Annotated in this window: 13 protein-coding genes and 1 pseudogene; 11 read left to right on the top strand and 3 right to left on the bottom strand. The window is 30.7% G+C overall.

Annotation, left to right across the window (positions count from 1 at the left end; all coding sequences use genetic code 11):
• Positions 1-122: 122 nt before the first annotated feature.
• The 3 genes from KM029_RS01715 to KM029_RS01705 all read left to right on the top strand — a co-directional run bounded on the left by KM029_RS01715 (position 123) and on the right by KM029_RS01705 (position 4568).
• Positions 123-1067 (top strand): hypothetical protein, encoded by a 945-nt coding sequence (locus tag KM029_RS01715; protein WP_144075065.1) that lies wholly within the window; start codon positions 123-125, stop codon positions 1065-1067.
• 10 nt (positions 1068-1077) lie between these two features.
• The gene (locus KM029_RS01710; RefSeq protein WP_144075064.1) at positions 1078-3774 is read left to right on the top strand and encodes a CHAT domain-containing protein; all 2697 of its coding nucleotides are present in this window, start codon (positions 1078-1080) and stop codon (positions 3772-3774) included.
• Positions 3775-3854: 80 nt separating this feature from the next.
• Positions 3855-4568 (top strand): response regulator, encoded by a 714-nt coding sequence (locus KM029_RS01705; RefSeq protein ID WP_144075063.1) that lies wholly within the window; start codon positions 3855-3857, stop codon positions 4566-4568.
• A gap of 54 nt (positions 4569-4622) precedes the next feature.
• Here the strand turns inward: KM029_RS01705 and sufD are convergent, their stop codons facing one another.
• Both sufD and sufC read right to left on the bottom strand, forming a co-directional pair.
• The gene (gene sufD / locus KM029_RS01700) at positions 4623-5918 is read right to left on the bottom strand and encodes a Fe-S cluster assembly protein SufD (RefSeq protein WP_144075062.1); all 1296 of its coding nucleotides are present in this window, start codon (positions 5916-5918) and stop codon (positions 4623-4625) included.
• A 15-nt stretch (positions 5919-5933) separates the two neighbouring features.
• Entirely contained in the window at positions 5934-6692 is a 759-nt protein-coding gene (gene sufC, locus KM029_RS01695) for a Fe-S cluster assembly ATPase SufC (RefSeq protein ID WP_144075061.1), read from the bottom strand.
• Between the two features lie 379 nt (positions 6693-7071).
• On the opposite strand from sufC, the gene KM029_RS01690 reads away from it, so the two are divergent.
• The 8 genes from KM029_RS01690 (at position 7072) to KM029_RS01655 (ending at position 12116) form a co-directional block, all read left to right on the top strand.
• The gene (locus KM029_RS01690; protein WP_144075060.1) at positions 7072-7479 is read left to right on the top strand and encodes a MaoC family dehydratase; all 408 of its coding nucleotides are present in this window, start codon (positions 7072-7074) and stop codon (positions 7477-7479) included.
• A 62-nt stretch (positions 7480-7541) separates the two neighbouring features.
• Positions 7542-8438: a bestrophin family protein gene (locus KM029_RS01685; RefSeq protein WP_144075059.1), complete on the top strand. Its 897-nt coding sequence runs from the start codon at positions 7542-7544 to the stop codon at positions 8436-8438.
• Positions 8431-8778: an arsenate reductase family protein gene (locus KM029_RS01680; RefSeq protein WP_144075058.1), complete on the top strand. Its 348-nt coding sequence runs from the start codon at positions 8431-8433 to the stop codon at positions 8776-8778. The genes KM029_RS01685 and KM029_RS01680 overlap by 8 nt, the downstream gene beginning before the upstream one ends.
• Positions 8779-8783: 5 nt before the next feature.
• Positions 8784-9197, top strand: coding sequence for a Holliday junction resolvase RuvX (gene ruvX / locus KM029_RS01675; RefSeq protein WP_144075057.1), 414 nt, complete (start codon positions 8784-8786; stop codon positions 9195-9197).
• A gap of 32 nt (positions 9198-9229) precedes the next feature.
• Positions 9230-9790: a peptide deformylase gene (gene def, locus KM029_RS01670; protein WP_144075056.1), complete on the top strand. Its 561-nt coding sequence runs from the start codon at positions 9230-9232 to the stop codon at positions 9788-9790.
• 169 nt (positions 9791-9959) lie between these two features.
• Positions 9960-10337 carry a CAP domain-containing protein gene (locus tag KM029_RS01665; protein ID WP_144075055.1) on the top strand — a complete coding sequence of 126 codons (378 nt, stop codon included), beginning with the start codon at positions 9960-9962 and terminating at the stop codon, positions 10335-10337.
• A 6-nt stretch (positions 10338-10343) separates the two neighbouring features.
• Positions 10344-11135: an amidohydrolase gene (locus KM029_RS01660; RefSeq protein WP_144075054.1), complete on the top strand. Its 792-nt coding sequence runs from the start codon at positions 10344-10346 to the stop codon at positions 11133-11135.
• A 6-nt stretch (positions 11136-11141) separates the two neighbouring features.
• On the top strand, positions 11142-12116 hold the full coding sequence (locus tag KM029_RS01655; protein WP_144075053.1) for a sodium:calcium antiporter: 975 nt from the start codon (positions 11142-11144) through the stop codon (positions 12114-12116).
• Here the strand turns inward: KM029_RS01655 and KM029_RS26860 are convergent.
• Positions 12117-12815, bottom strand: a pseudogene (locus KM029_RS26860) (DUF4290 domain-containing protein).
• Between the last annotated feature and the right edge of the window lie 27 nt (positions 12816-12842).

The raw sequence follows: 12842 nt of genomic DNA, 5'->3' as shown, positions 1-12842 counted from the left end.
AGGTAATTCTTTTAAGGAATTTGCACATGCTTATAAAATTGTGGTCGATTTTTGTTAGTTTAAAAATCGAAAATACTAACTCATTCTTCAAATCAATCTATTCTTTAGAATCTTTTTTATTTATGACAGTAAAAAAACTACTAATACTGCTTTTTTTAATTACTTCTTCAAATAGTTTCATTCATGCACAAGGATGTAGTGATGCAGGTATTTGTACTACTGGAGCTTTAAATCCAGATTCAGATCGATTAAAATTCAATAAAGTTGATAATAAATTCACTTTGAGCTATCAAACCTATTGGCAAAACTATAAAGAGAAAGCTTTTGATTATGGAATTGGCTTTAGTGTAGATTATAAAATTAATAGTAGAAGTTCTTTACAACTTAAATCATTATATGCTTTTAGAGAAGGACCTTTAACAACTACTCAAGGAATAAGTGATATTACACTTTCTTATTCTTATTTGGTAAAACAATGGGACAATTGGAATCTATCTGCTGTATTTGGCACAAAAATACCTACTTCAGATGCTTCATCTACTTTTGAGGGAAAACCCATACCTATGTTTTATGAACCTTCTCTTGGTACTTATGATGGACTTTTTGGTATTGCCCTCAATTCTAAAGCTTGGCACCTTTCTTTTGGTATTCAGCAACCTCTAACAACTCTTGAAAACCATGAGTATGATCCTGAATATTATAAAAATGAGCCCAACTATGAGTTAATGAAAAAATGGTATACCTCATCAAGACATCTTGATCGAAAATACGATGTATCTGGGAGAATCAAATACACCCTACGAACTTCTAAATGGTCTTTTGCACCAAGTGTTTTAGCTATTTACAAACACGATAGAACATATATTGAAAGCCTTGAAAATGGAGACTATTTACTAGAAGGATCTCAAGGTTTAGTTATAAACTCAATTCTAGAAGGGTCATACAATTTTTCTCCGCACTTATCATTATCAGCAATTGCGGCATATGCAGCCAAACAACGAGCCTTTAATCCTGATGGATTAGCTAGGGACTATGTTGTTAACCTAATTATTAAACACCAATTCTAGAGACACTACTATGTATAAAAACTATATCACAATAGTATTACTTTATTTCTTCTTCTCTTTATATAGTAACGCTCAAAACGTCTCCTTCGATAGTGCTGAGACTGCATATGAATTTGGAGAATTAGATATTGCAGAAAAACAGTTAGTATTTTTGATACAGAATATTGACGATAAAAATATTTTAAATAAAAGTTCAGCATTAATTGGAAAGGTATATGGCCAAAAAGGTCTATACACTAAAGCCAACGAATATTTAAATAAAAATAGTCTTGATAATTCACTGTTAAGCTACGCTGAAATATTAAATACGAAAGGATATCTAGCACAACAACAAGGGTATCCTACTGCAGCCTTAAATTATTTAAATGATGCATTTAAAATTACGGAAGCATCTGAAAAATCATTGTATAAATCAAAAATTTCTATTGAAACCCTATCTTTAATTGCTATTTCTAATTGGCAACTTGGAGCACAAGAAGATGCAATTGATTATGGAAAAGAAGCACTCAACATAAGCAATAAAATAAATGATGATATTGACATTGCTAATTGTAACATCAACTTAGGTTTATTATACAGCAAAACAGACACTTACAAAGCTCAATATTATTACGAAAAGGCACTAGAAGAATACATTAAAGTATATCCTACTGAGAATCATCCAGCTATTGCTTCTATTTATATTAATCTAGGTATTACTTTCGAGAAAAATTATTTTACAGACAAAGCAATATCCTCATTTGAAAAAGCAGCCTCTATTTGGGAAAAAACGTATGGTGGAGACCACCCTAATGTAGCTTTTGCTTATACCTATATCGCTGAAGCTTATTTAAAAAAGAACCAAGGAGATTTAGCGAATGAATTCTATGATTTTGCTCTTACACAATACCAAAATGTTTTTGGCGAAAAACACCCAGAAATAGCAAATATTTATATTAAATTAGGTGAGATCGCTTTTAAAACTGGTGAAACTCAAAAGGCAATAGATTTTTATCAGAAAGCACTAATTGCTAATAATAAAGATTTTAATGACTCTAATATCTATGCTACACCAGAGGTTAATAACTACCTAAACCCCTTCACTAATATTGTTGCTTTACAGAAAAAAGCATTCGCGCTAAAAAAGAGGCACTACCAAAAAACGCTAAAAAGGCAAGATCTTATTTGTGGGTACAACAGCCTCTATTTAGCACATAATATTATAGAAAATGTTAGAGCTGGACAAAAAAATAAAGAAGATAAAATTCAATTAAGTGCAATTACGAATGATGTATATTCTGATGGTATTCAGATATGTATAGCACTTTCTGAAGCATCTATTTCATCACAAATATGGATTGAAAATGCCTTCCAATTTGTAGAATGGAGTAAATCTGCATCCTTATTAGAAGCTATTCAAGAAACAAATGCCAAATCTTTTGCAGGCATTCCAGATAAATTGATTGTTAAAGAAGAGCATATTCAAGAAGAAATTCATTCTATAGAACAAGCACTTATTAAAAGTGATAAAATTGAAGAGAGAGATATCTTGGAAAGTAAGCTATTTGAGAAGGAGAAAGAACTTGAGAACCACATCAAATTATTAGAAAATGAATACCCTAATTACTTTGATTTAAAATACAATCATACATCTTTTAGCTATAAAGATGTAAAAGAAAAACTAACTGAAAATGAAGCAATTATTAGCTATTTCATTTCAGAAAAAGATGAAAAATTATATATTTTTGTTGCTACTTCTTCTAATTTAAAAATCTACAAAGAAGAATTTACCCAAGAATTACAAGATGAAATTATTAGTCTAGAAACAGGTTTAAAATTTAATTTTGATGAAATTGTTTTCATGTCTTCTAAATATCTTTCTGATATTTTATTCCCTTTCATCTTGCCAAATAAAATCAATCATCTAATTTTCTTACTTGATGGTAGAATTAATAATATACCAATGGATGTTCTATTTACTGAAGTTGTTGGAGATGAGATGTTAAAGCCTGTAGACTACCCTTTTTTAACAAAGAAATACGCAATTTCATATAACTATTCGTCTACATTAGCTTTAAACACCAAGTCTATTGATAAAAACGAAACAATGAATATTGCATGTTTTGCTCCTATATTTTTTAGAGATTCTACAGGTACTGATAATTTTAATCAGTTAGATGGAACTTTATCAGAAGTAAGAGAAATTGATAAAGTGTTTAAAGAGAAAAATTGGCTTTCGTCAGCATATTTATATGATAAAGCAAAAAAATCTATTCTTAAATCTGAAAAAATAAAAGACTACACTCATCTACACTTCGCTACTCACGGCTTAGTTGATGAAGAACACCCTAATCAGTCATTTATTTATTTAGTGAATGAGAACAAATCTGAGGGATTACTATATGCTTCTGAAATTTACAATTTGGAATTCAATGCCGATCTTGTTACTCTTTCTGCTTGTGAAACTGGTTTAGGGAAACTCACAAAAGGAGAAGGTCTTATAGGCTTATCAAGGTCTTTAAAATATGCAGGTGTAGACAATACTATTGTTTCTTTATGGACCGTAGATGATATATCTACAGCACTTCTAATGCAATATTTTTACAAAGAGTTAACCATAGAATACAACTTGCCAATGGCTTTACAAAAAGCTAAAATTAGATTAATCAAAGAAGGTTTATACACAAGTCCATATTATTGGTCATCATTTTCATTAATAGGACGTTAACTGAACTCGAATAGTATTTTTTCTGTTTTTGTAATAGACCATTCTTTTACCCAAATTCTTTGAGAAAGATCTATAACAATATGAAAAAAACTACCATTTTAGTTATTGATGACGAAAAAAATCTTCTAGATAGTATTGTTGACCTTTTAGAAATAAATGACTTTACTGTATTAGCTGCTGATAGCGGGAAAAAAGCATTAGAAATAATAGACAATAAGCTACCTGATATTATTTTATGTGATATCATGATGCCTACTATGAATGGGTATTTATTTCTAAAAGAATTAAGAAAAAATCCACTTGCAGTAGGAATACCTTTCATATTTTTATCAGCAAAAAGTGATAAAAAAGATATCCGCAAAGGGATGAATCTTTCTGCTGATGATTACCTAACAAAACCTTTTACACAAGCTGAACTTTTAGAAAGTATTCGAGCAAGAATAAATAGAATTGAAGTTCTTAAAAGTGAAATAATGATGTTTATGAAAAACATCAATATTAATTTAGTAAAAAGTGGATTAGACTCTTACAGCGAAGCGCAAGAAGCTAATAATGAAATGGAAGCGCTTCGTTCTCTTTTACAAACACAGAACAAAGCTATTGAAAAGTACTGTTACTTAAATAGTCACAAAGTAAGAGGCCCGTTATGTCGAATAATGGGTTTATTAGAACTTTTTAATGATGCAAATGAGGAAATGAACAAAGAGATTCTCTCCCATTTAAAAACAAGTGCAAAAGATTTAGATCAAATAACTAAAGAGATTACCTATGCAATTTCTTCTATGAGTGCATAAAAAAGCCTTTGAATAAAATTTATCCAAAGGCTTTTCCTATTTAAATTAAATAGATTAATCCAAAGGATAACCCATCTCATTTGCTACAATTCTTTCAACTATAGAACGAACACTTTCATTAGAGATTTTTTCAATTACATCTCCAGCAAATGCGTAAGTCAACAATGCTCTTGCTTTGTCTTCAGAGATACCACGTGCTCTTAAATAGAACATAGGCTCCTCGTCTAAAGCACCAACAGTACAACCGTGAGAACAGCTAACATCGTCTGCCCAAATTTCTAACTGAGGTTTTGTATTTACAACAGCATCAGGCGACAATAAGATGTTTTTATTAGATTGAAAAGCATTTGTTTTTTGAGCATCCTCTCTAACAAATATTTTACCATTAAAAACAGCTTTTGATTTTTCACTTAGAATACCTTTGTATAATTCATTACTATATGAATTCGGCATTCTATGATCTACTACCGTATGGTTATCAACAAGTGTTTTCCCTTTTAAAAGATATAAACCTGTCATTAAACCTTCACAATGCTCTCCAAGTGCAATATTTAAGTTATTTCTAACCAATTGACCACCTGTAGTGATTGTAATATTGTGATAAACACTATTGTCAGCTTGTTTTGCTTCTGTTAAAGTTACAAGATTTGTGTTATCTTCTTCATCTTGTAGTTTTACATGATTAAGAATAGCACGCTCAGCAACATTAATTTCAGAAACACTGTTAATCAAAACATTTTGATTTCCGATAACAGCATTTCGTTCAATAATACTAACTTGAGCACCTTCTTCTAAAACAGCTAATAATCTAGGCTGAACAACTGTATTCTCTCCTATTATTACATTTAAAATAGTAACAGGTGTTTCTGATAATGCATTTCTTTTTGCATAAACAAACACACCATCAGTAATAGCAGCAGTATTTACACCTACAAAAGGTAAATCTGAGTCTGCATATTTTCCTAAATGAGCAGTCACCAAATCAGTGTGTTCATTTATAGCTTTTGCTAGAGGTGCTACAATAACTTTATCTGTAGAAGTATACTTAGATAAATTGTTATTGAAAATACCGTTTACAAAAACTAAAACATCAGTTCCATCAATCAGATATTTTTCTAAATCTTCCGCAGTTACAGATGCACTTGCGTTGAAGTTAAAAGTAGAAGAAACTAATTTTTTCAAATTAGTATACTTCCATTCTTCATGATTAATTGAAGGAAAATCTGTAGAAGCAAATTTTTCTGCAGCAGCTGTTCTTAATTCAACTAATGCAGGTACAGCTTCTATTGTATCTTCTATATATGCTAAAGCATTATTTTTTAATGCTGCATTTTCGATTACTATACTCATATCTAAAAGTTGGGTTTAGTTTTGACCTTCAACTTCTTGAATGATCCAATCGTATCCTTTTTCTTCAAGTTCTAAAGCTAATTCCTTAGTACCAGATTTTACAATCTTACCTTTGTAAAGAACATGTACAAAATCAGGAACGATATAATCTAAAAGTCTTTGGTAGTGAGTTACTACAACAAAAGATCTTTTACCGTCACGTAATGAATTTACACCATTAGCAACAATTCTTAATGCATCAATATCTAATCCTGAATCTGTTTCATCAAGGATAGCTAATTTTGGATCAAGCATTGCCATGTGGAAAATCTCATTTCTTTTCTTTTCACCACCTGAAAAACCTTCATTCAAAGATCTGCTCATTAATGATTTATCGATAGAAACGATTTTCATTTTTTCTTTCATTTCTTTCATAAAGTTCGCTGCATTGTAAGGCTCCATACCTCTTGCTTTACGAACTTCGTTCACTGCTGTTCTCAAGAAGTTAGTATTACTAACACCTGGAATTTCTACAGGATACTGAAATGCTAAAAATAAACCTTTTTGAGCTCTTGCCTCTGGAGATAATTCCAATAAGTCAACACCGTCAAAGTCTACCTCTCCACCTTCTACTTCATAATCTTCTTTTCCAGCAAGAACAGAAGCTAATGTACTTTTTCCAGATCCGTTCGGACCCATGATAGCATGAACTTCACCTTCTTTAATCTCTAAATTGATTCCTTTAAGAATCTCTTTGTCTTCAATTGAAGCCTTTAGATCTTTGATCTTAAGCATTTTATCTATGATTTATTTTAAGAAAATTCGTTTATTAAGATTAGTCTCGTTGATAATATTGCTAAAACAGACAAAAATCACACACTCTAATCAACCGCGAATTTATTTAGAATTTTTTTAAATAGGAACATATTTTCAAAATATCCTTGTTTCTTTGTGAAAAAGATATGAAAAAAGGCATTGTCATTGACAATACCTTTAGTCCAGTAAATATGAAAATGAAAAAAGATAATTCTTTATTTGAGGTAATAAGTAGATGATCAACATCATTTTTTATCTTATTACTTGTCGTAAAGTTAATAGATTTCATTAATTTTGGAGATATAAATCATCTTTTTTAATAAATACTATTCCAAAACATAAAAAATTCAAGTCAGTAATGATTTCATTAGGAGATAATTATCAAACAAATTTCAGCTTTACTCAAGATCAAGTAAATGCATTTGCCGAACTTACAGGAGACACAAACCCAATTCACATAGATAAAGAGTTTGCTTCTAAAACTCCATTTAAAAAACCAATCATGCATGGTTTTTTATCTGCATCAATATTTTCTAGAGTTTTGGGCACTGAATTTCCTGGTAATGGGTCTGTATATTTATCACAAACAATGAATTTTTTAAGACCAATGTTTGTAGACGAAGAATACCAAGCAACTTTTACCGTTACAGATATTGATTCTAAAAGAAAAACGGCAATAATCAAAACCGAAATTCTTGCTTTATCCAATAAAAAAATCACTGTTAAAGGTGAAGCTAAATTAATGCATAAAACATTAATTGATTAATAAAATATTACGATTATAATATCGATATAATTCAAAATTTAATATAACTATTACTTCTACTTATGCCGAAAAAAAATAACTTGACAAACTCAACTCTTTTTATGATGTTCTCATATAAAGGTTACTTGATTCGTAAGTTATCATCTGACTTACTATGGATCACAATTCCTACAACAATTCTTTGTGGTATTCATGAATACAATCACTTAGATATAGGAATGAACTTCTCACTACCAGGCCTTATGGGTGCTATCTTAGGTATTCTTCTTGTTTTTAGGAATAATACAGCTTATGACCGTTGGTGGGAAGCTAGAAAAGTACTTGGAGGCTTAGTAAACACATCAAGAAATTTTGCTCTACAAGTTAATGCAATGGTACCTGATGGTAAAACAAAAGATGAACTTCAAAATTTAATTGGAGCTTTTCCTTATGCATTAAAAGAACACTTAAGAGATGGTGTTGTATTCAGTGACTTTACTTTTATTGGAGATGTACTTACAGAAAAACTAAAAAAGTGGGATCATATTCCAGTAGCAATAAACAGTTACATTCAGGAAAGATTAAAATTAGTTCTTAATTCAGGAGGTATAACCGATTTTCAATTTCTAAAATTAGTCGAAAATTCTGATGAATTAATTGATATTATGGGTAAGTGTGAACGTATTAAAAATACACCAATGCCTGAATCACATACCTACCTTTTAAAAGTTTACATTTGGATTTATGCTATAATAATTCCTTTTGGTTTAATTGACACTTTAGGTTGGTGGACAATTTTAGCAGTTATTATAGTTTATTATGTTGCTATGAGTATTGTAACAATCTCTGAAGAAATTGAAGAACCATTTGGAACAGATCCTAATGATTTACCTGTAGACAAAATTTGCAACACAATTTATAATAATATCCAGGAAGTTCAGACTAAATCAACTCCTTTTTCTAAATATAATAATGTCTAAAATATATTATTTATCAACCTGTAGTACTTGTAAAAGAATAATTGAAGAAATCGGAAAAGATAAATTCGATGAATTTCAAGATATTAAAACGGTACCTATTACTGAAGATCAAATAGAAGAGATGAAAGCTTTAACGGGTTCTTATGAAGCGTTATTTAGCAGAAGATCTAGACAATTTCGTCCGATGGGATTGCATGAAAAGCAATTATCTGAAGAGGATTATAAATCGTTAATACTAAAAGAGTACTCTTTTCTAAAAAGACCTGTTATTTTAGCAAATGATAATATTTTTGTCGGTAATAGTAAAAAGGAAATTGAACGTGCAAAAGCTGCACTATAAAAAACATGGGAAGAATTTTAGCCATAGATTTTGGCACTAAAAGAACAGGTTTCGCAGTAACTGATCCTCTAAAGATTATCGCATCTTCTTTAGATACTGCTCAAACAAATGTAGCAATGCAATTTGTTAAAGATTATATTGCTAAGGAAGAAGTTGAGCGTTTTGTAATTGGTTTACCTGTTGGTTTAGATGGTTTGGAAACAGACAACACAAAGCCAACTAAATCTTTTGCTAAGAAATTAGAGAAAAACTTTCCATCAATTCCAATTACTTTTATTGACGAACGTTTCACTTCTAAAATGGCTGAGGCCTCTATGATTGCAGGTGGAATGAAGAAAAAAGATAGAAGAGTTAAAGGTAATGTAGACAAAATAAGTGCTGCAATTATTTTACAATCTTATCTTGATCAAAACTTTTAGACCGATTTATATACTTTTAAAATAAAAAATAAATGATTTATCCAGTTGTAGCATATGGCGACCCTATTCTTAGAAAAGTCGCAAAAGACTTCTCTGAAGAAGAGCTTAAAGATGTAAAAACTCTTGCTGCCGATATGTTTGAAACAATGGAAGGTGCTAGCGGAGTAGGATTAGCTGGTCCTCAGATTGGCATAGCTAAAAGAATTTTTGTCATCGACTCTAACTTAATGATCGATGAGGAAAGTAAAGAACAAGGGTTAAGATCTGCATTTATTAACGCTGAGGTCATCGAGGAATTTGGTGAAGAGTGTGGTTTTGACGAAGGATGTTTAAGTATACCTGGAATTAACGGTGAAGTTGTTCGTAAAGAAAGTATTAAAATCAAATACTTAGACGAAGAATTAAACGAAAAAGAAGAAGTCTACTCAGGAATGACTGCACGTGTTATTCAACATGAATACGATCATATTGAAGGTAAATTATTTACAGATTATCTTTCTCCAATAAAGAAAAGATTAATCAAAAGTAAATTAAATAATATCACTAAAGGGAAAGCAAATCATTCATATCGAATGAGATTTCCAAAAAAATAGTTATATTTCAAGCCATCTGAAAAGATGGCTTTTTTTATCACTATTCTTAAATAGTATTTTTTAGATGAGAAGATTAATCCACATAATACTACCTTTAATTTTATTTATAAGTTGCAATTCTAACAACGAAATCAACTGGGCTTCACCTACAAGTTTAGACCAAGATTTTATGAATAGAATTAATGATCATAGAGAAGAAATAAATTTAACGGAATTAGAATTTAATCCAATATTTTTTGAGCAAGCTAAAAGATTTGCATCTGAATTAGCAGATAACCCTGGTTTACGCGAACAAATATCTAAAGATGATCAAATAATAAGTAGGTACACTAGCGTAATCAAAGCTCAAACTGGAGCAAATGCAAAAGGTTGCACGGGTTTCAGTGCATCTAGTAATTTAGACCCTAATGAAGTTGTCAAAATTATGACACAAACTTGTCGATCAACCATAGACGATAGAAATGCAAATGCTATTGGTGGAGCTGTTTTTCAGAACGCTAATAATGGAGATTACTTTTACGTAACTTTTATAGGAAAGATAGATTAATTAGATATGAGACATCAGGAACAATTAAAAATCGCACTGGTACAAACATCTATACACTGGATGAATCCTACGGCAAATATGGCCGAGTTAGAGGAAAAGTTATCTGAGATTGAAGATGAAAATGTTGATCTCGTAGTTTTTCCAGAATTATTCACTACAGGCTTTCATCCTTCTGCAGCTGAACTATCAGAACCAATTGGTCTAACGACGACTAAATGGATGCTACAACAAGCAAAGCGACTTGATGCTGCTATTATTGGTAGTTACCCAGTTAGACAAGATCGTCAAATTTTTAATCGTCTTCTTTTTGTAAAACCTGACGGCACACTCTCCCATTATGATAAAAGACACCTTTTTAAAATGGGTTCGGAGCATATGACTTTTAGTCCTGGTAATTTCCAATTAATTGAAGAATGGAAAGGATGGAGAATTAATCCTATTATTTGTTATGATTTAAGGTTTCCCCTTTGGTGTAGAAATACAAATAACGATTATGATATTTTATTATGCATAGGTAATTGGCCTAAAGCTAGAATCTCTGCTTGGCAGACCTTATTAAACGCAAGAGGGCTCGAGAATTTAAGCTTTAGTATTGGTGTTAACCGAGTTGGTGCAGATCAAAATGGGATTGATTACAATGGATTTTCTGTTGCTTACACACCAAAAGGTGAATTACTAAACGTTCCGAATGAAGAAGATGAAATCAAAATTGTAACGCTCGATTATAATGAAGTTCAGAGTATTCGAGAAAAATTCCCTGCTCATTTAGATGCTGATCACTTCAATCTTCATTTATAGTATTCGATGGATATATTTATTCATATTCTAATAAGTTTAACAGGTATTCTCCTTATGAGGCAAGGAGCTTTAATGTTAACTAAAGGAGCTACTGTACTATCTGCTAAAACAAACTTCTCTGGTGTACATATAGGTTTAACTTTAGTCGCTTTGGGTACTTCTATTCCAGAAATTTCTGTAGCACTTATCTCTAGTTATAAAGGTGCAGAAACATTAGCCTTTGGGACGATCATAGGTAGTAATACTTTCAATATTGTTTTTGGCTTAGGTATATCAGCTCTTTTTGTAAATATTAGAGTAATTGCAAAAAATATTTATAGAGATACATTTTTTGCCGTTTTAAGTGGCTCTTTATTATTCTTGTTGCTCAATAAAAAACTATTTTTTAACGCTACTGAAAATACGTTATCATCTCTTGATAGTATCTTTTTAATTGGCTTATTTATTACCTATTACTTGATAATTTTTGGTAGCTCTAAAAACAAAAAAGAAATTTTAATGATTAAAAGAATTCCTAAAGGTATTCTTTCACATCATTTTATTGTTAGAGATATTATAATTGGCTTTTTAATTATTGCTGGTGGGGCTTATATATCTGTTGTAGAAGCTCTATTACTTAGTGAATATACTAGTCTTAACCCAAGGTTCATTGGTGTTAGTATAATGGCTGTGTGTACTTCATTGCCTGAAATCACAACCACCTTATCAGCATTAAAAAGTAAAAGACATGATATTGCTATTGGAAATATTATGGGTTCTTACATTATAAACTTTTTAATTGCTCCTTCTTTATTAACAATTAAGGGTACAACCTTATACGATTATACCCTTAATTATGATTTGATCTTTGCGATACTTATATGTCTTTTAGCAGGTGTTCTATCATTCTCAAGTAGATATTTGAGATTAAATAAAGCAACAGCTATAATGATGTTATTCTTAGGAGTTGTTTATTACATAACAACTTACTTAAGAGGGTAATTACTTTCTCCTCTTTTTCCTCCTGTTTTTATTATTGTTATTATTAGAGCGATTTGAATTGTTTGAACGATTTGAATGATTGCTATTATTACCTTGCATGTTTCCTTTATTATTTCCAGAAGATGGTGGTAATTTCACATTTTTAAAACATTCAGGATACTTCTCTTTAATCTCCCTCATGTTGATTTGGCCTTTAGCCAAAGAGTTCAACGTATTAATAATAACCTCATCCTCAATCTGATCATTAACTTGAGCAGAATAGAATGACTTCATTAAATGGACAATTTTAGTAAAAGCGATTTCCTTAGCAGTTTGGTCTTCCTGCTCTAAAGCACTTTTTACCATTAACTCTAAGTTCTTACCAAAATGCTTAAAACGAATATGTGTTTAATTATACTCCACTTTACGAGGTTTTTTAAACATCATATTCTCAGTGGGTGTTGGATAAGGAGAATCAATATCTAATTCAAAATCCGACATTACTTGCAAGTGATCCCATATTCTTTGTTGACTATCATCTAGTTGTTTTTGAATTGGATGCAATTGCTTCATTAATGCAATTAAAGTATAAGCATATTGAGTTCTTAAAGCTTTGTCATCTAAAGATGATATAAACTTTACAAGTTGTTCAATATTTCTACCATACTCTTTTAGGATGATATCTGTTCTACCTGTATTGTACGTATATTCGTCGCGCATATTTAAAATCAAAACACAGTAGTTATT

Source organism: Flammeovirga kamogawensis, assembly GCF_018736065.1.
GTDB classification, from domain to species: domain Bacteria; phylum Bacteroidota; class Bacteroidia; order Cytophagales; family Flammeovirgaceae; genus Flammeovirga; species Flammeovirga kamogawensis.
The sequence above is the reverse complement of the archived record's forward strand: the minus strand, read 5'-3'. Positions and strand labels throughout refer to the sequence as shown.